At 34.6% G+C, this 22,642-nt stretch carries 25 protein-coding genes and 1 other annotated feature; of the genes, 7 read left to right on the top strand and 18 right to left on the bottom strand.

The features are described 5' to 3' along the window. Position 1 precedes the first annotated feature (1 nt). From PSR14_RS11565 to PSR14_RS11530, 8 genes are all read right to left on the bottom strand, one after another. Positions 2-880 (bottom strand): class I SAM-dependent methyltransferase, encoded by an 879-nt coding sequence (locus PSR14_RS11565; protein WP_061184805.1) that lies wholly within the window; start codon positions 878-880, stop codon positions 2-4. Between the two features lie 136 nt (positions 881-1,016). Next, positions 1,017-1,235, bottom strand: coding sequence for a hypothetical protein (locus PSR14_RS11560; RefSeq protein ID WP_000498599.1), 219 nt, complete (start codon positions 1,233-1,235; stop codon positions 1,017-1,019). Between the two features lie 29 nt (positions 1,236-1,264). After that, a complete protein-coding gene (locus tag PSR14_RS11555) occupies positions 1,265-1,594 on the bottom strand; it encodes a DUF2085 domain-containing protein (RefSeq protein ID WP_000620803.1) in 330 nt (109 codons plus the stop codon). A gap of 114 nt (positions 1,595-1,708) precedes the next feature. Beyond that, entirely contained in the window at positions 1,709-3,397 is a 1,689-nt protein-coding gene (gene argS, locus PSR14_RS11550) for an arginine--tRNA ligase (protein ID WP_000384853.1), read from the bottom strand. Positions 3,398-3,442: 45 nt separating this feature from the next. Beyond that, positions 3,443-3,657 (bottom strand) — a binding site (T-box leader). Between the two features lie 40 nt (positions 3,658-3,697). After that, entirely contained in the window at positions 3,698-4,474 is a 777-nt protein-coding gene (locus tag PSR14_RS11545) for a class I SAM-dependent methyltransferase (protein ID WP_406644211.1), read from the bottom strand. 49 nt (positions 4,475-4,523) lie between these two features. Next, complete coding sequence (locus tag PSR14_RS11540) at positions 4,524-4,958, bottom strand: BrxA/BrxB family bacilliredoxin (RefSeq protein WP_000063713.1); 435 nt, start codon at positions 4,956-4,958, stop codon at positions 4,524-4,526. Positions 4,959-5,041: 83 nt separating this feature from the next. After that, a complete protein-coding gene (locus tag PSR14_RS11535) occupies positions 5,042-5,425 on the bottom strand; it encodes a thiol-disulfide oxidoreductase DCC family protein (protein WP_000634897.1) in 384 nt (127 codons plus the stop codon). 3 nt (positions 5,426-5,428) lie between these two features. After that, positions 5,429-6,556 carry a conserved virulence factor C family protein gene (locus PSR14_RS11530; RefSeq protein WP_000692572.1) on the bottom strand — a complete coding sequence of 376 codons (1,128 nt, stop codon included), beginning with the start codon at positions 6,554-6,556 and terminating at the stop codon, positions 5,429-5,431. A gap of 258 nt (positions 6,557-6,814) precedes the next feature. On the opposite strand from PSR14_RS11530, the gene PSR14_RS11525 reads away from it, so the two are divergent. After that, positions 6,815-7,948: an FAD-dependent monooxygenase gene (locus PSR14_RS11525; RefSeq protein WP_001066845.1), complete on the top strand. Its 1,134-nt coding sequence runs from the start codon at positions 6,815-6,817 to the stop codon at positions 7,946-7,948. Between the two features lie 101 nt (positions 7,949-8,049). After that, positions 8,050-8,640: a TetR/AcrR family transcriptional regulator gene (locus PSR14_RS11520; RefSeq protein WP_000943173.1), complete on the top strand. Its 591-nt coding sequence runs from the start codon at positions 8,050-8,052 to the stop codon at positions 8,638-8,640. A 28-nt stretch (positions 8,641-8,668) separates the two neighbouring features. Here the strand turns inward: PSR14_RS11520 and PSR14_RS11515 are convergent, their stop codons facing one another. From PSR14_RS11515 to PSR14_RS11495, 5 genes are all read right to left on the bottom strand, one after another. Beyond that, positions 8,669-9,004 carry a single-stranded DNA-binding protein gene (locus tag PSR14_RS11515; protein ID WP_098487119.1) on the bottom strand — a complete coding sequence of 112 codons (336 nt, stop codon included), beginning with the start codon at positions 9,002-9,004 and terminating at the stop codon, positions 8,669-8,671. Positions 9,005-9,162: 158 nt separating this feature from the next. Continuing rightward, positions 9,163-9,417, bottom strand: a complete 255-nt coding sequence (locus tag PSR14_RS11510; RefSeq protein WP_000975123.1) for a DUF4318 domain-containing protein — start codon at positions 9,415-9,417, stop codon at positions 9,163-9,165. 105 nt (positions 9,418-9,522) lie between these two features. Continuing rightward, positions 9,523-10,254: a Bax inhibitor-1/YccA family protein gene (locus PSR14_RS11505; RefSeq protein WP_001260642.1), complete on the bottom strand. Its 732-nt coding sequence runs from the start codon at positions 10,252-10,254 to the stop codon at positions 9,523-9,525. A gap of 75 nt (positions 10,255-10,329) precedes the next feature. Beyond that, positions 10,330-12,225, bottom strand: a complete 1,896-nt coding sequence (locus PSR14_RS11500) for an ABC-F family ATP-binding cassette domain-containing protein (protein ID WP_000783206.1) — start codon at positions 12,223-12,225, stop codon at positions 10,330-10,332. After that, entirely contained in the window at positions 12,222-12,869 is a 648-nt protein-coding gene (locus PSR14_RS11495; RefSeq protein ID WP_000165943.1) for an HD domain-containing protein, read from the bottom strand. Before PSR14_RS11495 ends, PSR14_RS11500 begins: the two co-directional genes overlap by 4 nt. 109 nt (positions 12,870-12,978) lie before the next feature. Between PSR14_RS11495 and PSR14_RS11490 the strand changes: the two genes are divergently transcribed. Continuing rightward, positions 12,979-13,725: a hypothetical protein gene (locus PSR14_RS11490; RefSeq protein ID WP_000499681.1), complete on the top strand. Its 747-nt coding sequence runs from the start codon at positions 12,979-12,981 to the stop codon at positions 13,723-13,725. Between the two features lie 99 nt (positions 13,726-13,824). On the opposite strand, the gene PSR14_RS11485 is transcribed toward PSR14_RS11490, so the two are convergent. Continuing rightward, positions 13,825-14,016: a DUF3954 domain-containing protein gene (locus PSR14_RS11485; RefSeq protein ID WP_000512846.1), complete on the bottom strand. Its 192-nt coding sequence runs from the start codon at positions 14,014-14,016 to the stop codon at positions 13,825-13,827. Positions 14,017-14,100: 84 nt separating this feature from the next. Here PSR14_RS11485 and PSR14_RS11480 point away from each other — a divergent pair, with 84 nt between their 5' ends. Next, the gene (locus tag PSR14_RS11480; RefSeq protein ID WP_000069081.1) at positions 14,101-14,601 is read left to right on the top strand and encodes a hypothetical protein; all 501 of its coding nucleotides are present in this window, start codon (positions 14,101-14,103) and stop codon (positions 14,599-14,601) included. A gap of 95 nt (positions 14,602-14,696) precedes the next feature. Here PSR14_RS11480 and spoVS read toward each other — a convergent pair whose 3' ends face one another. Together spoVS and PSR14_RS11470 are read right to left on the bottom strand one after the other, a co-directional pair. Continuing rightward, positions 14,697-14,972, bottom strand: a complete 276-nt coding sequence (spoVS, locus tag PSR14_RS11475; protein WP_000427804.1) for a stage V sporulation protein SpoVS — start codon at positions 14,970-14,972, stop codon at positions 14,697-14,699. Between the two features lie 429 nt (positions 14,973-15,401). Next, positions 15,402-17,003, bottom strand: coding sequence for a hypothetical protein (locus PSR14_RS11470; RefSeq protein WP_001238724.1), 1,602 nt, complete (start codon positions 17,001-17,003; stop codon positions 15,402-15,404). A 549-nt stretch (positions 17,004-17,552) separates the two neighbouring features. On the opposite strand from PSR14_RS11470, the gene PSR14_RS11465 reads away from it, so the two are divergent. Next, a complete protein-coding gene (locus PSR14_RS11465; RefSeq protein ID WP_000988051.1) occupies positions 17,553-18,392 on the top strand; it encodes an arylamine N-acetyltransferase in 840 nt (279 codons plus the stop codon). A 95-nt stretch (positions 18,393-18,487) separates the two neighbouring features. On the opposite strand, the gene PSR14_RS11460 is transcribed toward PSR14_RS11465, so the two are convergent. Together PSR14_RS11460 and exsG are read right to left on the bottom strand one after the other, a co-directional pair. Beyond that, positions 18,488-18,697 carry a hypothetical protein gene (locus PSR14_RS11460; protein ID WP_000830253.1) on the bottom strand — a complete coding sequence of 70 codons (210 nt, stop codon included), beginning with the start codon at positions 18,695-18,697 and terminating at the stop codon, positions 18,488-18,490. Positions 18,698-18,911: 214 nt separating this feature from the next. Continuing rightward, positions 18,912-19,064, bottom strand: a complete 153-nt coding sequence (gene exsG, locus PSR14_RS11455) for an exosporium protein ExsG (RefSeq protein ID WP_000395678.1) — start codon at positions 19,062-19,064, stop codon at positions 18,912-18,914. A 256-nt stretch (positions 19,065-19,320) separates the two neighbouring features. Here exsG and ric point away from each other — a divergent pair, with 256 nt between their 5' ends. Both ric and nirB read left to right on the top strand, forming a co-directional pair. Further along, positions 19,321-20,028, top strand: a complete 708-nt coding sequence (ric, locus tag PSR14_RS11450; protein ID WP_000401354.1) for an iron-sulfur cluster repair di-iron protein — start codon at positions 19,321-19,323, stop codon at positions 20,026-20,028. A gap of 208 nt (positions 20,029-20,236) precedes the next feature. Then, positions 20,237-22,642 (top strand): NADPH-nitrite reductase large subunit, encoded by a 2,406-nt coding sequence (nirB, locus tag PSR14_RS11445; protein ID WP_074533074.1) that lies wholly within the window; start codon positions 20,237-20,239, stop codon positions 22,640-22,642.

Genomic DNA, 22,642 nt, shown 5'->3' with positions numbered 1-22,642 from the left:
ATTAACATACTATTTCACCAAATGTAATTTTCATATTCGGAGCGTACACTAATGAAGAATGTATATGAAATGCTTTAAAAAATCGTAGTTCAGCTTCATATTGAGCTAGCGCATCATCATATGTTAATCCTCTGTCTATTAAACGTCCTATAAATTGCTGTTTATCACCTGGATTCCCCGCAATCCCCTCTTCCTTTAATGAATGATACAACTTCGCTTTACCATGATGGTGCATATTAGAATCTAAAAAGTTCACTTTATCACTTACTCTACATTCAATATTTTCCACGCCTAATTCACTTAAATATATCGGTATTTTCATACCAATATTTCCATCTTTTCCGCTTCTCTGTGTGTCACTTTCAAATACCTTCTGCAAAGTGCCTAACCTAATAAATTCCGATTGATTCTCCCCATCTAAAAAGTATGAAGACATATTTGATATCCAATGTGGTTCAAAACAGATTATTTTTCCGCCCTTTTTAACTGAATGTATCATTTTTTGTAGCATTGTTTCTGGAGTAGTCATATGTAATAAGAAAGCATGACAGATTGCTATATCGTATTTATCGTTCAGTTCCATTTCTGTAGCATCTCCTTCAAGAAATTCTGAATCATACGGAAGTAAACGAAACAACTCTCTCGCTTCCGCTATTAATGTTCCCCCGCTATCAATGCCTGTATACTTTGATCCTTTTGGAAGTAATGGCATTAATATTAAGCCTAAATAACCATATCCACAACCGTAATCAACGATATGTACTGGCTTAGTGATTCTCCAAACTGTATTTACTAAAAAGCTTACATAATCGTCATTGTAATATAAATCTCTTGTATTTTTTAAATAAGTTAGTTTACTGTTCCAATCATACGTTTCCAACGTCTAACGCCTCCTTTTATATACAAAACTAAAGTTCTCTATATAATAGTCGTATTCCTACACTTTTCTTAAAATTTCAAAGCAAAAAGCTAGTGTGTTATTAAAAATACACTAGCTTTTTATTTGGAAGAAAAATTTAACAAGTACAATCACAATCAAAACAATCCGTACAATCTAAATCGCCACAATCTGCTTTTCTCTTTCTTTTGTTTCTCTTAAGATAATAATACAGTAGCCCAAACAATAGTATACAAATAGTAAAAGCTATTATTGCTTCTGTATACTTATTTTGAATCATAAAACCAATTCCACTTCCACCTGAAATAAAAATTAGAATTAAGTAAATCCAGAACATCTATGTAAATACCTCCGTTACTATATACCTTAAGATAATATCCAAATAACACTTGATGAAATAAATAACCCCATACCATTACCGCTTAATACACCAGTAGTTACTCTTAGTAAATTTGTGCTACTTCTCCATTTCCACTTTTGGGTAAATCCATCAATAAGTAACGGAATTTGAGCAGAAAATGATAGTATAATTGCAAAAAGAAATGAAAGTGTTATATAAAAATAAATTGGAAACATTAATATACCGATAAGCATGCCTGTACAACGCGCACATAAAGGTATGTATTTTTGTAGTTTAAGAAAACTTCTATCTGATCTTCTATGACAAGGAATTTGTAAAATCATATTTCGAATCAATATAAATCCTCCTCTCTAAAAAGATTTTAATTGATTTTGAAAATTAATTATATATCCAAATAAAAAACAAACCAGGTTTATATACTAAACCCAGTTTGTCAGTTTATTACTATGTTACATCTCCTCAGGTGCCTCCACCCCAAGTAAACGTAATCCCTCTTTTAATACAACCGTCACAGCATACACTAATGCCAGTCTACTGTCTTTCTCTTCACTCTCTTCTAATATACGCACATTCCCGTAATATTTATTAAACGATTGCGCTACATCTAATACGTATTTCGAAATAACCGATGGTTCATTTTTGTTGAAGGCTATTTCAATTACTTGTGGGAATTTATTAAGTAATTTTACAACGCTCCAGCTATGATCATCTTTTAATGCAAACGTACACGTTTCAAATTCTACGCTTTCTTTTCTTAAAATAGAGCAAGCACGTGCATGTGTGTATTGTACATATGGGCCTGTTTCCCCTTCAAATTTCAGCATATTTTCTAATGAGAATTCAATATTATGCATACGCTCATTTTTTAAATCGTGGAAGATAACTGCGCCTACACCGACTTGCTTTGCTACTTCTTCTTTCTGTTTTAAATTCGGATTTTTCTCTTCAATATTTTGTTTTGCAAGTTCGATTGCTTCCTCAAGTACTTCTTCTAGTAAAATAACTCTTCCTTTACGTGTCGACATTTTCTTACCATCTTTTAAAATGAACCCAAACGGTACATGTTCCATGCCGTCAACCCAAGTGTAGCCCAACTTTTTTAATACAGTGAAAAATTGATTGAAGTGTAAACTTTGTTCCGGGCCAACTACGTATAACGCTTTATCAAAACCAAATGTGTTTTGACGATATAGTGCTGCTGTTAAGTCACGCGTTGCATAAATCGTCGCACCATCTGATTTTCTAATTAAGCAAGGTGGCATTCCCTCTTCTTCTAAATTAACGACTAATGCGCCTTCTGACTCTTCAAGTAAATCATGTTCCTCTAAAATCCCAATAAAGTCTTCCATTAAATTATTATAAAAAGCTTCTCCTTGAAAATTAGTAAATTCCACACCGAGAAGTTCATAAATACGAGAAAATTCTTTTAAGGATTCGTGGCGGAACCAATTCCAAAGCTCAACAGCTTCTTCATCACCTTCTTCTAATTTCTTAAACCAAGCGCGTCCTTCTTCTTCTAATTCTTCGTCGTCTTTTACCTCTTCATGAAATTGAACATATAACTTAAATAATTCACGTATTGGATCCTCTTTCACTACTGCTTCATTTCCCCATTTTTTATAAGCTGTAATTAACTTTCCAAACTGTGTTCCCCAGTCTCCAATATAATTAATTCCTACAACTTCATAGCCACATTTTTCAGCGATATGTTTCAATGAATTTCCTATCATTGTAGAGCGTAAATGCCCCATTGAAAATGGCTTTGCGATATTAGGAGAGGAATAATCGATAACGACCGTTTTTTCATATCCAAAATGATTGTGACCGTACTCTTCTTTCTCTGCTAAAATCGTTTTTAATACTGTATCACTTACCGTTTCACGATTAAAAAAGACATTTACGTAAGGACCAACAGCCTCTACTTTCGCAAAAAACGGATCACTTAATTTCTGTGCAACTTCCTTTGCAATAATAGCCGGTGCTTTTTTATATTGCTTCGCTAATGAAAAGCATGGGAACGCTGCATCTCCGAATTCATCTTGTTTCGGTGTTTCAATTAAATCTAAAATTTGCTGTTGCGTTAATTCATTCGTAAAAATATTAGATAAACTTTCTGCAAACTGCTTTTTATAATCCATGCTACAACCTCCTTCATTTTTAAAATACAAAAAACTCGTCTCTAAAAAAGAGACGAGTTTGAACCCGTGGTACCACCCTTGTTGTTCATTACGAACCACTTTCCCGTTTATAACGAGGACAGGGGGCCTCGGCTTACTCTACTATTCGTTCAAGAAGCATCTCCGAAGTGCGCTTCATCTTTTTCTTCCGCACTAGGCTCACACCATCCCTAGCTCGCTTTCCTTCTAAAAAAGACTACTCTCTTCATCACAGACAGTATATTTAATTAATTATTGCTTATTATACATCTTTTCAAACAATTAGCAAGGGTCAATTACACCAAAGTGAAACTTAGCACTTTTTCTTTTGTATACGTGAAAATTGTGTTTTTCAAATCTAGAACTACGGAAATGATCTTTTAATACGACACGCTTTCTCGCCACTCGCTTCGCCTCCGCAATTGTTTCATCAGTAATATCATGATACAAAGCGAAATGTTTTAATCCTTTAATTCCGTCAGATTCTATGACAGTTTCTTCAAACATCGGATCGAGATAAACGATGTCATAGCTATTATCATCACATTGTTTTAAAAATGCGAAGTGCTCCGTTTGCTTTACATCAATTCGTTGCATTGCTTCATCAATTTCAGAAACAGATGAAGACCATGTTTTCAAACCATTTTCCATAATATAAGCCATATACTCATTGCCTTCAAGTCCTGTTACTTTTCCGCTTTCACCAGCAATATAACTAGCTACAATACTATCTGATGCCATCCCGAGCGTACAATCTAACACTGTCATTCCTCTCTCTAATTGCGTGGCTTGTACAAACGGATCATGTTCTCCGCGCATTAACCTTTTCACACGAAACATCGCTGAGTTCGGATGAAAGAAAAACGATTCTTCCGTACCTTTTGGATAAATAGCTAATCGGTTCTTCCCTACGACAAGTACATCTTGTTCATACTGTTCATGCAGCTTATGTACTGGTATGTCATTACGTTTAACGAAAGAAGCATTTAATTCTGCTGCTACCCTGTTTGCATAAGCTGTCATTTCTTTGTTCGTTCTTCCTGCTGTTGTTACTATCATTTTTTCACCTCTATATAAAGAAAAGAGGGAGATTTACTCTCCCCCTTCTTTAGCAATTCTTTTCGAAAGCTTGTTCTAAATTCGTAATAATTTCGTCCATAGTTGCACCTTCAATTTCATGACGGTGAATGAAGTGAACAACTTCTTTTCCTTTTAACAATGCCATAGATGGTGAAGACGGAGGAATTTCTCCGAAGTATTCACGCATTTTTGCAGTAGCATCTTTATCTTGACCTGCGAATACAGTTACAAGATGATCAGGTTGTTTTTCAGCACGAACAACCGCTTGACCTGCTGATGGACGTGCTAAACCAGCTGCACAACCACAAACAGAGTTTACAACTACTAAAGTTGTACCTGTTACGTTTTCCATAAATTCTGTTACAGCTTCTTCTGTAGTTAACTCTTCAAACCCAGAACGCACTAACTCTTGGCGCATTGGGATTACCATTTGGCGCATGTATTCTTCATAAGCATTTGACATCTTGTAATCTCTCCTTCAACTTTCATTCCAAATTCATCATATCACGCTCTATTAATAGGTGCAAAAGAAAGATAACGATGATTTCATTTTTTTGTAGGGATTTCACAAATCCCTTCGCGGCAATGTCCAACTGGGACAAGTTTTCTATTGTTAGCGATATAATCGTATACTTTACTTCCAAAACCAAGTACGATAGATAGCTTTATAAAAGGTACGGCAAACCAATAAGATGGAACGACCTTTGCTAATACATATATGCTATGAATGCCGTCATACCACTTATTATTTTTTAAAATATACAATCTTTGTTCCATCTTACTTTGTAGTTCTTGAGAAAGTTCATACTTCTCAACTACATCTTCATCTCTAAATGAAAAAAATTTCACCTTACCCTTTTTATCTAATTTTTTCGTACGTTCTGCAACCGCCGTACACATCGGACACCAACTATCATAGAAAACAATCATACATTATTCCCCTTTACGAGACTCCGTCATTTGTTTCCATACAGAACCTTTTGCTTCTTCTCCGCCTTCAATACGCTCTAACGCTAGACGTGCTTGCATTGCTACTTCAAACTCTGGATCATCTTGCGCTGCTTTTAATGCTGGAATCGCACTTTCGTCTCCTAGTTCAAATAAGAACATCGCTGCACGCCATCGTACTAATTTACTTGGATCTTTCAGAGATTTAATCATAACGAACATCGCTGCTGGGTCACCTACGTCTGATAAGCAATCACCTGCTGTACGACGAACGCTTACAGAGCGATCTAATAAGGCTTTATATAATAACGGTAATACTTCATCACCTTTTACCATACCTAAATATGCTGTTGCTAAACGGCGAATCGAAACTTTTTCATCATCTAACGCCATCTTCAACACTGGAATATCTTCTTCAGTAGGATCCATTTGTTCTAAAGCTGCAAAACGTTTTTTCCAGTCAGCATCTTTCATCATCTCTTCTGTTACTTTATATGGCTCACGCTTTTGAATCGTTACTTCAACAGCACCTGCCTGATTTAATAATTCTTTAACCGTTTCATTTACACGTTCTTCCGGATAAGCAGCAACAATCTCTTCTACTACTTCTTTCCCGATTTCTTCAAAATTACCGTAACGTGTACTTTGTTCCACCCATTTACGTTCTTTTACAACGTTTGGTGCAGACATTTGCACTTTCATAATTGATTCTTTAAAACGGTCAGGTAAACCAACACGTTCTTCCGTCGTTCCATCTGTTAACTTTACTTGCATTGGAATTGTAAAGAACATTTGAACAAACACTTTCACTTCCCCAAAATGAGCAAGTTGTTGTTCTTCACTTTCTTCCACTACTTCTTCGCCAAAAACAGCACGAACTTGTTGTAATAACACTTTCCAGTCATACTTTGCATTTCGCTCCACTGCTAAAAAGTCAGCTACATGATATACACCTTTAATGCCTTCAATTTTCAAAATTTCTTGCACTTGCATTGGCGCTTGTTCTTTATTTTCATTTGTATAATTATTACGTGCTCCTGATGGTAATACTTCATTCAAAATAACTTTCATTGTATTTGGACTTGGCGTCGGTTCAATTGCTTTAATCTTCACGTAAATAACTCTCCTTTATTGCATGTTCTTAGCTGTATTGTAACATGTTATCACGCTATACTCCTACTCGGATGCTTAATTTTACTATTTACCTTTCTACATCGCCGGAAAGTTTCATTCATTCTATTTTCACCTAATCATTCCATAACTATAGTTAAAAGTATAATTGACAATTACATAAAAAGGGATTAACCTTAACTCATAAAATGACCGCGGTCATTTTATGAACAAAGTCATTCAAAGGTGGAGTGATAACAAATGAACAATGTCATAATTATTGGTGGCGGTATTGCTGGACTTTGCGCAGCAATTTCCTTACAAAAAATAGGAATAGAAGTAAAAGTATATGATAAAAACAATGAGCCTACTGTTGCTGGTGCAGGTATTATCATTGCCCCAAACGCAATGCAAGCACTTGAACTATACGGCATTTCTAAGAAAATCAAAAAATTCGGCAACGAAAGTGACGGTTTTAACCTTGTATCCGAAAAAGGTACTACTTTCAATAAGTTAATTATTCCAACTTGCTATCCAAAAATGTACTCCATTCATAGAAAAGATTTACACCAATTACTACTTTCTGAACTAAAAGAAGATACTGTCAAGTGGGGAAAAGAATGCGTAAAAATAGAACAGAATGAAGCAAGCGCCTTAAAGATAGTATTTCAAGATGGTAGTGAAGCACTCGGTAATATACTCATTGCGGCTGATGGTATTCATTCTGTCATTCGAAAGCAAGTAACACAAGGCGATAATTATCGTTATGCAGGATATACGTGTTGGCGCGGCGTAACTCCTGCTAATAATCTTTCTTTAACAAATGATTTTATTGAAACTTGGGGAACAAACGGTAGATTTGGTATCGTCCCTCTTCCTAACAACGAAGTATACTGGTATGCGCTCATAAACGCGAAAGCTAGAGATCAAAAATACAAAGCTTACACAACAACAGATTTATATAATCATTTCAAAACTTACCATAATCCAATCCCATCTATTTTAAAGAACGCATCGGACATTGATATGATTCATCGTGATATTATAGACATCACTCCAATGAAACAGTTTTTTGACAAACGCATCGTATTCATTGGGGATGCTGCCCATGCACTTACTCCGAATTTAGGCCAAGGTGCTTGCCAAGCAATTGAAGATGCGATTATTCTGGCTGAATGCATTAAAAATAATGCTCATTATCGTCAAGCATTTTTAGAATACGAACAAAAACGACGAGATAGAATTGAAAAAATCTCAAATACTGCATGGAAAGTTGGAAAAATGGCACAAATAGAAAGTAAACCTTTAACTATAGTAAGAAACGAAGTAATGAAACGTATGCCAAAATGGGTTTCTGAAAAGCAAACACATGAACTATATAGTTTTCATTTATAACATATAACTATAATGAAAACTATAAACAGAATTATGACGTAAGATTCTATTTGAGATTATCTCTTAAACAGATATAATTGTTTTTGTTAGGAGTAGATAAAATGCTTAGAGAAACGAGAAAAAAAGAGTTAAAGGAACTTATATTCCTAAAAGCAGTACAGCTCTTTCAAGAACGCGGGTACGAAAATGTAACGGTTCAAGATATTACTACTGCATGTGGGATAGCGAAGGGCACTTTCTTCAACTACTTTCCGAAAAAGGAAAACATATTATTATTTTTAGGTGATTCTCAAATTGAGCTATGGAATGAAAGTTTAAAAACTTACGAAAATGTGGAACATCCAAAAGAAAGAATCAAACTTGTTTTAGGCGATTTACTGGATCGATTTACTGGACATGGTGATTTAATGAAGCATGCCGTCTTTGAGATTATAAAGTCAAACTACTTAGTAGAAAATGAATTAAAAAGTATACAACAGCTACAAGAAGGTTTGTCTTCAATTATTACAGAAGCGAAAGAGGCAGGAAAATTAAACAGTCAATGGGATATAAATATTATCACTTCTACTGTTATGAGCACTTATTTTTATACACTAATGTCGCATTCGCTACTACATGGAAATGAAATCATTGCGAAAAATATTCTCAATCAACAATTAGATGTTGTTTGGGAAGGTATTAATCAAAAGTGATAGAGGGCTATGTTACTAGACCCTCTTATTACGATGCCCCCTCCGGCCTTCTCTCCAAAAAGGTTATACTCTCAATCACAACTTCAGTTCTATATATTCTCTTGCCTTGTTCATCATCGTAATTACTCGTCTGAATACGCCCTGTAATCCCAACAAGTGAGCCTTTCTTACAATATTCAGTTACATTCTCAGCCGATTTTCGCCATACGACACAATTAATAAAATCTACTTGTTGTTCACCTAAACTATTTCGAAATCCTCTATTCACCGCAACACATACTCGTGCATACGCGACGCCTTGCTTTGTGTAGTATAATTCTGGCTCCTTTGTCAATCTACCGATTAATACAACTCGATTCATCATAAGTTATACCACCTCACATATTTTTCTTCATTGTAAATAAAAATGTATGAAGGGTAAAAAGCGTAAAATAATATATTTTAAAGTAAAAAAGATTATTTTTTATGCTATAAAAGAAAAAAAGAAACCTTACATATTTTAAACATGTAAGGTTTCAAAAATTATACTTCACTGCATGAAATGTAATATCCTCCACGAGCCATCTTTATTTCCGCACGATACAATACTTCTTCTAAGTAAAAAGTTATCGGTTTTACTTTACTCTCAAATTTAAGTTGTTCATTACATTCAGCTGCATAACTTTCAATAGCTGAAGTAATAACTTCTCCCGATGGATACGTTAAAGCATCATCTAGTTCTATGAAAAAACTTTTAGAAAATAATTTTTTCATAATCCCTTTCTTCTCTTTCATCATATTCCATCCACTTCAATTTAAAGTTACCAACATCCATATTATACCACATCATCAATTTATCTTTGAAAATAAAAAAATCCTGCATTTTTCATGCAGGATTTTTTATTAGTCATTTTTCGTAAAGTAAGAAACGAAACGAAGAATTTCTAAGTATAACCAAACTAATGTAAGCATTAGTCCCATTGCAGTGTACCACTCCATATATTTCGGAGCTTGACTACGTACACCATTTTCGATTAAATCGAAATCTAGTAATAAGTTTAGTGCAGCAACTACGATAACAACTGCACTAATAATAATACCGATTGTACCGCCTTGGTGAATGTACGGAACCGTTACACCAAACATGTTTAGTAGAAATACGACTAAGTACATAACCATAATTCCAAGTGTTGCTGCCATCACGCCTGTACGGAATTTATCCGTTACTTTTACTACACGTGTTGCATATAACACTAACATTGCAAATAGAATTGAGATTGTTAGTAAAACAGCATTTAAAACGATAGAATCGCCAAATTTCATTGTATAAACCGCTGAAATACTACCTAACACAACCCCTTCTACTGCTGCATAGATTGGTGCACCAAAAGGTGAAATACGTGGGAAGAACATAGATGCAAATGCGATGATTGCCGCAACGATTAAAGCGCCAATTAATACTGGCATCTTCATCGTACCCTCTATCATCTGTATGTATGAATAGACAGACGTTGCAAGTAGCAAGATAAGCATAATAAACGTTTTGCCTACTGTTCCGCCAATAGTCATCGCAGAAGCACTTGCTCCTTCTTTACGGAATGCCTCTTTTTTCAACATTGGATTAGATGTTCTCATTTTTTCCCTCCTAAAATAGGTTCTACCAATAGTGTAAAGTTTTTCTCTTTACTTTTCAATATATGCAGCTTGTTTTTATTTTAATCCTTCAACAATGTCCGATAGTTCACTCCATCTTTCCATCGTTTTTTCTAGCTCTTCTTCTGTTTTCTGCTGTGCTTCAGACAATTCTTGCGCTTTCGTAAAATCAGAACCAACATTCGCAAGCTCTTCTCCAATTGATTCTAGCTTTTCTTCAAGTTCCGCAATTGTATCTTCAATAGTTTCCCATTCGCGCTGCTCGTTATATGAAAGTTTACGCTTACGTTGTTGTTTCGGTGCTTCTTCCACTACTTTTTTCTCTTTCTGTACTTCCGCTTTCTCAATAAGTTCTCTCGTTTTTTCCATTTCTAAATAATCCGTATAACTACCTAGAAATTCACGCACTTCTCCTTCTCCCTTAAAAATGAATAATTCATCTACTACTTTATCTAAGAAGTAACGGTCATGTGATACAGTTAAAACGACACCGGGGAAATCTTCTAAATAATCTTCTAATACAGTTAATGTTTGTGTATCTAGATCATTCGTAGGCTCATCGAGTAATAGTACGTTCGGTTCTCCCATTAATATACGTAATAAATATAAACGTCTTCTTTCACCGCCAGATAATTTGCCAAGCGGTGTACCATGTGAATGCGGCGGGAATAAGAAACGTTCTAACATTTGAGACGCACCAATTACTTTTCCGTCTGTCGTATGAATGACTTCAGCGATTTCTTTAATGTATTCAATCATACGTTGATTTAAATTCATCTCTTCATTTTCTTGCGTATAGTAAGCGATTTTTACTGTTTGCCCAACTTCAATTTCACCACTATCAGGAGATATTTTACCTGCAAGCATATTTAATAGCGAAGATTTCCCGCTTCCATTCGCTCCAATAATTCCGATACGATCGCCTGGTTTCACGATATGATTGAAGTTGTTTAATACTGTTTTATCGCCAAATTTTTTCGTTACATCTTTTAACTCAAGTACTTTTTTCCCAAGGCGACTACCGCTAAGCGCAATATCAACTGACTGTTTTGCAGCTGGCCCTTCTTGACCTTTTAACTCTTCAAATCGTTGAATACGTGCCTTTTGCTTAGTCGAACGAGCTTTTGCACCACGGCGAATCCATGCTAATTCGCGGCGATATAAGTTTTGACGTTTTGATTCCTGCGCAAGTTCTTGTTCTTCACGAAGTGCTTTCGCTTCTAAAAACGTACTGTAATTCCCTTCATAACTATACAGTTTTCCATTGTCTAATTCGAAAATACGATTCGTCACACGATCTAAGAAATAACGATCATGAGTTACAAGTAATACTGCACCTGTGTACCTTGCTAAATATTCCTCTAACCACTCAACTGTCTCATGGTCAAGATGGTTCGTAGGCTCATCTAAAATTAATAGATCCGGTGTTTCAATAAAACACTGCGCCATCGCAATACGTTTTTTCTGCCCACCAGATAAATTTCCAACAGTTGCTGTGAAATCCGTAATTCCTAGTTTCGTTAATAACGATTTTGCATTCGCATTTGCTTCCCACGCACTCATTGCGTCCATACGTTGTTGCACTGCAAATAATTGTTCCTGTACCTTTTCATTACTTGGATCTTTTTCGATATGTAATAGCGCCTTTTCATAATCACGAAGAAGACGAATTAAAGGTGTATCACCATGGAAGACTTGTTCTAATACTGTTAATTGTTCATCAAACTCTGGTTGCTGTGATAAATAACTAATTGTATACCCACGTGAATGAGTCATATCACCTGTGTCAGGAATTTCTGCCCCTGCAATAATTTTTAACAACGTTGATTTACCAGTACCATTTACACCAATAATTCCGGCACGTTGTCCTTCTGCAATACTAAATGATAATCCATCAAATAACGGTTTCTCTCCATATGATTTTGATAAGTTTTCCACAGTTAACATTTTCATATTTGTGCATTCCACTCTTTCATAAATTGTTCAATAAACTGTTCCATATAACGATGACGAACTTCAGCCTCTTGTTTTGCTGCATTCGTATTCATTAAGTCTTTTAGTTTTAAAAGTTTTTCATAAAAATGATTTAAAGATGGGTCATTATTTTTTCTATATTCTTCTTTCGTCATCACTTCACGAGGAGGAATAGTTGGATCATACATTAGTCTCCCTTTCGCTCCGCCATACGCAAATGTGCGAGCTATTCCAATTGCACCAAGAGCGTCTAAGCGATCTGCATCTTGAACAATCTTCCCTTCAATTGACTCCACTTTACCGCCATGACCACCTTTATAAGACATATTGGCGATAATATGAAGAACATGCTTACTTTCCTCTTCTTCAACATGTAACTCTTCTAACCAATCAGAAACTTTTTTCATTCCTGCTTCTTCACTTTCATTTAACTTCTCATCTGCCACATCGTGAAGTAATGCTGCCATTTCAATTATAAAACGATTTCCTCCTTCTTGCTCGGATAAAGAAATCGCCAGTTTATGTACACGCTCAATATGATACCAATCATGCCCACTCGCATCTTTTTCTAAAATATGTTTTACAAAAGTAATTGTTTTTTCTATCTTTTCTTGTTTTGTCATTTTATCTTCACCCAGTTACTTATTGTAACACGCCCGCATTTTTTCATCACATATTTTCTTGTCCGCCCATACACTAGGTGGTAGGCATCATCATGAAGGAGGAATAAATATGTTCTATAATAATCAACCGCCTTACCCACAACAACCATTTTACCCTCAGCAACAAGAACAAAGATATACAGAACAATATGAAGAACAAGAGCAACAATATGAACAAAATCCATATGCAGCGCCACAAACTCAAGAACAACAATTTCAACAAAATCCATATGACACACGTCCAAGTTACGAATATCCTCAAAATCCATATGCAGTACCACAAACTCAAGAGCAACAATTTCAACAAAATCCATATGTAGCACCGCAAACTCAAGAACAACAATTTCAACAAAATCCATATGTAGCAGCACAAACTCAAGAACAACAGTTTCAACAAAACCCATACCCAACTCAGCCACAACAAACTCAAGTACAACAACAAATGTATCAACCAAACTACGATGCACGTGTCTCACCACCTAAACCGCCAACATTAGATATTACACAACCACAAATTTTACCGCCTGGACCAACACTGGATATTACACAGCCTCAAATTTTACCACCTGGACCAATTACAGAACCAACGCAACAACAGATTCAACAAGTTGTCGGTACACAGTTCTTACCTTTAAAGAAACCTGTACTAGATTTCGTAAAACCTTGGGTAGATTACGGTTTAAATGAAGCAAAACATACATCACATAAACACGCTTTAACAGAAGTTGCTGCCATTATGTTTTTAGTTGGGAAAGGCTTTAATCCAACGATTGCACATTATATTGTGGAATCTTGGGAGAAGAATGAGCAGTTTTAGTTTTATGCTATATAAAAAGATAAAAGTGCCACAAATGTCTGCTGTACAAACATTTGTGGCACTTTTTATTTTTCACGTTATATCTTTTCTAAAATAGTATTAAATTAATCTTGTCTTCCGCTCTTCTATCCGAATTACTTTTCCACTTTGATATACAAATGATTGTTCACCAAATCCACTTTTGGGTGGTTCTATTAGCTGAACCTGACCATTTTCAACAATATATATTCCGTTTATTTCTAAATCAATTTCAGCTGTCATTTCAACAAGATTTTCTTTTCTAATTCCCACCAAGATTACTCCCATATGTTATTATTACTTTGTCGAAGTAAGTGGTTTTATTCATCCACTACGTGAGTAAAGGTGTGAAAATTTTTGAGTAATATGAATAAAAGCCGAATTGAAATTCTAAAAATGAAAGCAAAAAGAACTGGTAGTAGAAAAGAACTCGTAGACGAACTTTCTAATATTGTTACAGTTTCTATGGACTCATTTATGGATCCAAAATCTAATGATTTATTTTGTAAAGACTTATTTAACACGCTAACACAAACTTCAAACATAAAAAACTTTGGTAGCACTAATTATGAAGAAAACAGAAGACTATCAATAGTACTGTTAAAAGAAACAGCTAAAACCATTAAATTTCCAGTTGATCAAGGGAGGCTCTTTTTCTCTAAGGGTGGTAAAATTGAAGCAGTTAAACTGAACATTGGTGAAGTATTTGAGAATTTAGAAGAGTTATCAACCATATCAAAATTTCTAACTGGATATGCAGATTTTGTATTAGTTGGGGATGATTTAGAATTCGGGATCGTTATTGAGCGCACTGAATATCACTACGAATTCAGTATGTGGGGCGTATCCACAATATGAAATACGAAAATACAAAAGACCACTTCAAAATGAGAGTGGTCTTTTTATTACTTTATCTATCAACCTTTTCAAATGATTCATATCAACACTTTCTTTTAAGACCTTTTCTTCCTAGGACCTATAATCAATTTAATCGCCGTTCTTTCTTGATCATTAATAGTAACCTCTTGAAATGCTGGAACAAAGGCTAAGTCAATACCACCTGGAGCAACAAATCCTCTTGCGATTGCAATTGCTTTAATCGCTTGGTTTAATGAACCCGCTCCAATCGCTTGAATTTCTACATTTCCACTTGTTCTTAGTACACCTGCTATTGCACCTGCGACTGAATTGGGGCTTGATTTTGAAGATACTTTTAATATATTTTCCATGTAAGTTGCTCCCTCTATTATTTAATTACTCTTTTGTTACCGTATAAAATATTTCAACGTATCTTTAACTACTATTCACACCAAAAGCAAACAATACTACATATGTACATTCATTCGATACTTTTTCTCTTCTTCCTGCCGTGCTACGTAAATAAAGGTCAACGACTCCAAACCTTATATATACAAATATTTAAAAGATATAAATTCACTTAAACAATCACATCATTGTAACTGAAGATACTCGTTTTACTTTTGCAGGTGCAATTACAATTTAAAAAGCATTCCTGCTACATTTCAAGAATTCGCTACCAAATACTTAACCTTTGTGCCTTCAAAAATTCCCTTTGTACCTTTTTGTTAATCTAATAAACATGAAAAAGCACCGAACTTTACTACTACAAAAGTTCGGTACTTTTTTCTCATTCTTTCTTATTTCTCCACATAAACCGACTTAACGATTGTACGATTATATGGTTGTCCTTCTTTATTCATCCCTTTTATATCCATCGTAACGTTATATACTCCTGGTTGCTTTATGTCCTTCAAAGCACCAGTAAATGTATTGTTATTCACATTTTGTAATTCATTATATTCAGAGACTAGTTTCCCTTCTTTATTCACGACTCTTACTGTTATGGAAAGATTTCCTTTCATTTCAGGTGCCACAGGTGATTTTTTCAGTTTATACTCAGATTTATTTGCTTTTACTTTTGTAGGCATTTGAAGAACAAATGGTGCGCTATTCTTGTAATCGCTTACAACTAAATATGCATCTTTCGACTGCTTCGCCATCATTTTAACTTTCCATTCTCCTACATCCATTTTATCAAATTTAAATGTTTTAATTGTCGCGCCACCAAAGAAAGATTCATCTTCACCAGTAGTTATAACACTATCCTTATTTGTATACACTTTTCCTTTTGGTGATATCATTTGTACTTCTACATCCGACGAAGCAGTTAATATAGAAACAATTCCTTCTGCCTTTTTATCAACCGCAACAGTTTGCTCTATCCACTGATTTTGTGGCAATTCCCCTCCTAAAATGCTTTGATTTGAAGTTGTATTTAATTGTTCTATATTTTCATTTGAACTAGTGCTGGATGCTACTAAAGCTGGAACCGGTACATTTGCTGTACGTAAATACGGTTCAATTCGTGAGAACACAGCAGATCCTTTTCGTATATTATCATGATCAAATCTAGAATCTGTAAATAAATGCGTTCCATACGGCAGCTTAGCACTCCACTCATTTACTAGTCCATCATTTGAACCGTATGATGACAAATATAATCCACCCATTGATAACGCCGAAAATACAGGGCCCCAGCTAGTCCCAGTAACTGTATAATAACGGTTTAATTTAGCTGCTGGATTATTATCAATCGTTGAACGAAATTTTGCCATTTCGCCCATTTGTAATGAATACGTACCATCATCTTTTTGACCTAATATAGAAGCAAGCCATCCTGCCCACCAACTATATGATAAATCCGCTAAGTTTGATCCATGATGTGGCGTCGCAAGTGTAATAACATTTCCGACAAATCGATTTGCCCCATATTCTACTAATGCAGCTTGTGTATCGATACCACCTTTACTATGTGCTACAATATTAACTTTTTTACCGAAATGATTATATATTTCTTCTAATTTTTGTGCTAACAATTTTCCGTTATCCCACTGACTAGCTGACCCTTTCCCAGCAGCATCATATAATTGTATAAATACTGTTTGATAGCCTGCTTTCAAAGCATAGTCATACATATCATTCATATCGTGATATACTGTCTTTCCATACCAACTATCAGCATTCCCATTCCTTCCTTGCACAAAGAGAATTGGAGGCTTACTTTCATCATAATTAGCAGGTTTTTGACCTAAAAACCATTCTCCAGGTGTAAAGACTTCTTGATCTGGAAAGCCTGTTTTAAGCTCTTTTACAACTTCTGCTCGCACATTTGTGCTAATCATTGGAACCATGATAAAAAATACAATTAGTAAGGCAACACATCTTCTCATCAATCGCATGTTACTCCCCCCACATTTTTTGAAAGAAGGCGCTCGTTGTAATATTTTTTATCTTCTCTCTTAATACTAGATAATCTTTGTACTTAAACAAGACCCTGTCCCTATTCTTAAGAGATTACTAGTCCCCCTTCTTCCTTAACACACGTTATTCTCTTTGTTTCTATCTCTTCCTTTTGAGTGAATGCTACAAAAAAGTTTCTCAACAATTGTTAACTTTACTGAATCTAATATCCCCCAATTATTATTGTTTATATAAAGCATACAAATCTTGAAAAAACTTTAGTAAAAAAACACTTTATTACCAGCTAGTTATAAAAAAAGTTAATGAATATATGTGCTTTTATTTAATTAAATACAAACTAAACAAAATAGAAGCTAATATTGTAAGACTTTCCTATCATTAAATATTAAACTGAATTTTATGAATAGATACTAATATTTCCAGAAACATATATTATGATAATTTTCGCAGACTTGAATTAAACTTTTAGAAGTACTAACCTATTGGTGAGCAGAAGAAAATTCTGTAAAAAGAAAGGAGAATGCTTTATGATGACCGATTTACAAAAGGAGTTTTTTAAACGATTAAAAATTCCTGCAAAAGAAATAACATTTGATGATTTAGATGCAATTCTCTTAAAAATGGGATTGATTCTCCCCTATGAAAATCTCGATATTATGGCTGGTACTATTAAAAACATCTCAAAAAATAACTTAATAGAAAAGTTACTTATTCAAAAACGAGGCGGTCTTTGTTATGAATTAAACTCCTTATTGTATTACTTTTTAATGGATTGTGGATTTCAAGTATATAAAGTAGCTGGTACTGTTTATGACCTTTATGATAATAAATGGAAACCCGATGATGGTCATGTCATTATCATATTACATCATAATAATAAAGATTATGTTATAGACGCCGGTTTTGCCTCTCATCTACCTTTACATCCAGTCCCTTTTAACGGAAAAGTCATCTCTTCTCAAACGGGTGAATATCGAATTCGCAAACGAATTACCCGAAAAGGTACACACATTTTAGAAATGAGAAAAGGAGCTAACGGGGAATCTACAAATTTCTTGCAATCTGAACCTTCAGATGAATGGAAAATAGGCTATGCCTTCACTTTAAATCCAATAGATGAGAAAAAGGTTAATAATATCCAGAAAATCATTGTAGAACATAAAGAATCTCCTTTTAATAAAGGAGCTATCACTTGTAAATTAACTAATTATGGTCACATATCATTAACAAATAAAAATTATACAGAAACCTTTAAAGGCACCAAAAATAAACGTCCAATAGAATTAAAAGATTATGCTCGCATTCTTCGTGAATCTTTTGGAATAACGCAAGTGAAATATGTAGGAAAAACACTAGAAAGAGGTTAGTTGACTAAAAGTATTTCATAATAAAGCAGATTCCATATTTAGAATCTGCTTTATTTTATATTTTGTTATAAAGAAATTTGTTTTGCTCTTATCCTTTAATTTTCAATGATATACTCATCATCATATTTATCGTATTGGAGCCCTGACCCTATTTTTGATTCCGTAACTTGATCTCTTAAAAACGGTGCAGCTTCCATCTTGCTAGTTGCAATTTCAATTCCATATTTCTTCGTTAAATGGGCTAATTCTATTAAAAACCACTCTCTTCGCAATGTAACTGGAATATCAAATGTCCTTCTTTTCATATATAATAGCACCTCTTTAATTTTCATAACTTAAAAATATCACTGCATGCACGTATGAAAACTACTTTTCATCACTAACAGCCAATGAAACATTATAGTATATGCATGTCCATTTTAAACGTGCTATTAAAAAAAGAATACTTCAGTTTACATAAAATAATTATGTATTAGTAGAAAGAGGCTTGTCCTCCTCTTTCTACTCTAGAGATTTAAATTAAGAACATCTTGGTACACCTAAAGCTAAGAATAAACCTGCTACTCCCGCAGTAATCGGTACTTTTAACGTAATAACATCGTCTACTTTCGTTACTAAAAAGAAAGCATTACCTTCTTGTAATATACAAGTCACCAACAATTGGAATTCCATTCAAATCCCCTCCTTTCAATCTATATATTATACTTTATGGATTTTATTTAAAAATGTAATAGGAAATATATCCATTTTCTTCTATATACAAATAAATGTTCATCAGTCTATTAAAAATATTAATGTCCGCTGTTAAATACCACTCCTATTATTCTCAAAACTGACACATAATAAGTGATTTCAATCACCACGTTGTTTTTCATTTATCGCTATTCTTAATTTAGATATTACATTTAAACTTTATGGAGGCATTCATATGGAACATACATTTACTGAAACTTCTATTGTCGGTGAGATTGTTACACAGTTTCCGAAAGCTAGTGATCTTTTTAAATCCTATAGAATAGATTTTTGTTGTGGCGGTAATAAGCCACTTATTGATGCAATTCATGAAAGAAATTTATCAGCTACTGAAGTAATTACAGAGTTAAATACGCTTTATCATAATACGAAACGATTAAATGAATCTGAAATTGATTGGAAAAATGCTTCTTATCGTGAATTGATTGATTATGTAATTCATAAGCATCATCGTTATTTAAATGAAGAGTTACCACAGTTAAGTCCTTATGTGACGAAAGTATTACGTGTTCATGGAGCAAATCAGCCGCATTTAGCTAAAATTCATAAGCTATTTCATGAACTTAAAATGGAATTAGAACAGCATTTAATTAAAGAAGAAACAGAAGATTTCCCATTAATTTTAGAATTTGAAAAAAATCCAACTGATGAAAACTATGCAAAGTTACGTAAAGTAGTAGATGAACTAGAAAATGAACATAACCACGCTGGCAACATTATTAAAGAGCTTCGTAAAGTTACACATGACTTTACTCCTCCAGAAGGAGCTTGCGGCACTTATCGACTTGTTTACAATCGCCTTGAAGCGTTAGAGTCTGATTTATTTGAGCACATTCATGTAGAAAATAATATTTTATTTCCACGTGCCATTACGAGAGCGTAAATAAAGTGCAGGACATGAGTATACATACTGATGTCCTGCTTTTTCATTTTGCGAAACCTATCCACATCACCCTCACATAAATCAGAATTTTAACAATTTGTGAATCATTATAAAAATGTGATAAATATCACATCTCCCCCTTTCTTGATTTTCTATAATAAAAATATAATCCTTTGTTCAACATTTCACATAAAAAGGGGAAACGAAAATGAAAAAACGTTTAGTTATGATCGGAAATGGTATGGCTGGCATACGTTGTATGGAAGAAATATTAAAACATGATTGTGATTCATATGAGATTACTATTTTTGGAGATGAACCACACCCAAACTATAATCGCATTATGCTCTCTCATGTTTTACAAGGTAAAACAAATATACAAGATATCATTATGAATGAATACAGTTGGTATGAAGAAAACGAAATAACTTTGTATACAAATGAAAGAGTTCAAAGTATTGACCGAGAAGAAAAAGTTATTATTACAGAAAAGAATCGTACTCTTACATATGACAAGCTTATTATTGCAACAGGTTCTAGTGCTTTTATTTTACCGGTTGAAGGTTCCACTCTTCCTGGTGTAACAGGTTTTCGAACTATTGAAGATACACAGTTTATGATGGATACTGCTAAAGAAAAGAAAAAGGCCGTTGTCATTGGTGGTGGATTACTTGGTTTAGAAGCAGCAAGAGGTCTTATTGACTTAGGAATGGACGTACATGTTGTTCATTTAATGCCTAGCTTAATGGAGCAACAACTAGATACGAAAGCAGCTTCTCTACTGCGTGAAGATTTAGAAGCACAAGGCATGAAGTTTTTAATGGAAAAGAAAACTGTAAAAATTCTTGGTACAAACCATGTTGAGGGCATTCAATTTGAAGATGGTGAAGTTGTAGATTGTGATTTAATCGTAATGGCTGTCGGAATCCGACCAAATACGCAAATAGCAAGAGATGCTGGTTTAATTGTCAATCGCGGCATTGTAGTCAATGACTATATGCTAACAAATGATGAGTCCATTTATGCAGTTGGCGAATGTGCAGAACATGACGGTATCGCATATGGACTTGTTGCCCCTCTTTATGAACAAGGTGCAATATTAGCAAAACATATAACAAATTTACAAACTGATGGATATTCGGGCAGTATCGTCGGTACGCAATTAAAAGTTGCTGGTTGTGATTTATTCTCTGCAGGCCAAATTTATGAAGATGATCAAACGAAAGCAATATCCATCTTTAATGAATGCAAACGTTCCTATAAAAAAGTATTAATTCGTGACAATAAAGTCGTCGGTATCGTTTTATATGGTGACACAGCTGATGGTACACGCCTCTTTAGCATGTTAAAGAAAGAAGAAGATATACAAGAATATACACCAGCGTCCATTCTTCACAAAGCTGGTGAAGAAAGTGAATTTGATGTTGCTACAATGAGTGCAGATGACACGATTTGTGGATGTAATGGTGTTACGAAAGGAACAATCGTTCATGCCATTTTAGAACAAGAGTTAACGACTTTTGAAGAAGTTAAAGGCTGTACGAAAGCCGCAGGGTCTTGTGGTAAATGTCGTCCGCTTGTAGAACAAGTTTTATCTCATACACTCGGAGACGCTTTTGATGCCTCAGCCCAGTCTGCTGGTATGTGCGGATGTACACCTTTATCACGTGATGAAGTCGTAGCGGCAATTCATGAAAAAGGCTTAAAATCACCAAAAGAAGTACGAAATGTTCTTGGTTTTGTACATGAAGATGGCTGTTCAAAATGTCGTCCTGCTTTGAACTACTATTTACGTATGGCGATTCCAGAAGAATATGAAGATGATAAAGCCTCCCGTTTCGTTAATGAAAGAATGAATGGTAACATCCAGCACGATGGTACATTCTCTGTTATTCCACGTATGTACGGAGGCGTTACAACAGCAGATGATTTAATGAAAATTGCTGAAGTTGCGAAAAAGTATGATGTTCCACTTGTGAAAATTACCGGTGCAAGTCGAATTGGCTTATACGGTGTTAAGAAACAAGATTTACCTAACGTATGGGCTGACTTAAATATGACTTCTGGATATGCGTATTCAAAATCTCTTCGTAATGTAAAATCATGTGTTGGCTCTCGTTTCTGCCGTTTCGGTACAAAAGATTCATTAGGACTTGGTATGCTCCTTGAACAATCATTAGAAATGGTAGATACACCTCATAAAATGAAGATGGGTGTAACGGGTTGTCCGCGTAACTGTGCGGAAGTACTTACGAAAGATTTTGGCGTTGTTTGTGTCGAAAATGGATACCAACTTTATATTGGTGGAAATGGTGGTACAGAAGTACGTGAAGCTGATTTTGTAATGATTGTACCTACTGAAGATGATGTTCTTCGCATCGCTACAGCTTACATGCAATATTATCGTGAAACTGGTATTTACGGAGAGCGTACTGCCTACTGGACAGAACGATTAGGCTTCGATCACATAAAAGAAATACTGCAAGATGCAAATATGGTCACTAAGTTAAATGAACGTTTCCAAACGGCCCGTGGCACATATAAAGAAGCTTGGGGACAAGCACTAGAAACGAAATCATTAAAAGCGATGTATGAAGTAGAAACTGTGAAATAA

The sequence above is a fragment of the Bacillus sp. A01H genome, from assembly GCF_045277205.1.
In the GTDB taxonomy this organism is placed as follows: Bacteria; Bacillota; Bacilli; order Bacillales; family Bacillaceae_G; genus Bacillus_A; species Bacillus_A paranthracis.
The sequence above is the reverse complement of the archived record's forward strand: the minus strand, read 5'-3'. Positions and strand labels throughout refer to the sequence as shown.

Excerpts from the sequence above, each read along its gene's own strand:
- PSR14_RS11560 (WP_000498599.1), bottom strand. The coding sequence starts at position 1,235 with ATGTTCTGGATTTACTTAATTCTAATTTTTATTTCAGGTGGAAGTGGA.
- argS (WP_000384853.1), bottom strand. The coding sequence starts at position 3,397 with ATGGATTATAAAAAGCAGTTTGCAGAAAGTTTATCTAATATTTTTACG.
- PSR14_RS11545 (WP_406644211.1), bottom strand. The coding sequence starts at position 4,474 with ATGATAGTAACAACAGCAGGAAGAACGAACAAAGAAATGACAGCTTAT.
- PSR14_RS11540 (WP_000063713.1), bottom strand. The coding sequence starts at position 4,958 with ATGTCAAATGCTTATGAAGAATACATGCGCCAAATGGTAATCCCAATG.
- PSR14_RS11535 (WP_000634897.1), bottom strand. The coding sequence starts at position 5,425 with ATGATTGTTTTCTATGATAGTTGGTGTCCGATGTGTACGGCGGTTGCA.
- PSR14_RS11525 (WP_001066845.1), top strand. The coding sequence starts at position 6,815 with ATGAACAATGTCATAATTATTGGTGGCGGTATTGCTGGACTTTGCGCA.
- PSR14_RS11520 (WP_000943173.1), top strand. The coding sequence starts at position 8,050 with ATGCTTAGAGAAACGAGAAAAAAAGAGTTAAAGGAACTTATATTCCTA.
- PSR14_RS11515 (WP_098487119.1), bottom strand. The coding sequence starts at position 9,004 with ATGATGAATCGAGTTGTATTAATCGGTAGATTGACAAAGGAGCCAGAA.
- PSR14_RS11510 (WP_000975123.1), bottom strand. The coding sequence starts at position 9,417 with ATGATGAAAGAGAAGAAAGGGATTATGAAAAAATTATTTTCTAAAAGT.
- PSR14_RS11505 (WP_001260642.1), bottom strand. The coding sequence starts at position 10,254 with ATGAGAACATCTAATCCAATGTTGAAAAAAGAGGCATTCCGTAAAGAA.
- PSR14_RS11500 (WP_000783206.1), bottom strand. The coding sequence starts at position 12,225 with ATGAAAATGTTAACTGTGGAAAACTTATCAAAATCATATGGAGAGAAA.
- PSR14_RS11495 (WP_000165943.1), bottom strand. The coding sequence starts at position 12,869 with ATGACAAAACAAGAAAAGATAGAAAAAACAATTACTTTTGTAAAACAT.
- PSR14_RS11490 (WP_000499681.1), top strand. The coding sequence starts at position 12,979 with ATGTTCTATAATAATCAACCGCCTTACCCACAACAACCATTTTACCCT.
- spoVS (WP_000427804.1), bottom strand. The coding sequence starts at position 14,972 with ATGGAAAATATATTAAAAGTATCTTCAAAATCAAGCCCCAATTCAGTC.
- PSR14_RS11470 (WP_001238724.1), bottom strand. The coding sequence starts at position 17,003 with ATGCGATTGATGAGAAGATGTGTTGCCTTACTAATTGTATTTTTTATC.
- PSR14_RS11465 (WP_000988051.1), top strand. The coding sequence starts at position 17,553 with ATGATGACCGATTTACAAAAGGAGTTTTTTAAACGATTAAAAATTCCT.
- PSR14_RS11460 (WP_000830253.1), bottom strand. The coding sequence starts at position 18,697 with ATGAAAAGAAGGACATTTGATATTCCAGTTACATTGCGAAGAGAGTGG.
- exsG (WP_000395678.1), bottom strand. The coding sequence starts at position 19,064 with ATGGAATTCCAATTGTTGGTGACTTGTATATTACAAGAAGGTAATGCT.
- ric (WP_000401354.1), top strand. The coding sequence starts at position 19,321 with ATGGAACATACATTTACTGAAACTTCTATTGTCGGTGAGATTGTTACA.
- nirB (WP_074533074.1), top strand. The coding sequence starts at position 20,237 with ATGAAAAAACGTTTAGTTATGATCGGAAATGGTATGGCTGGCATACGT.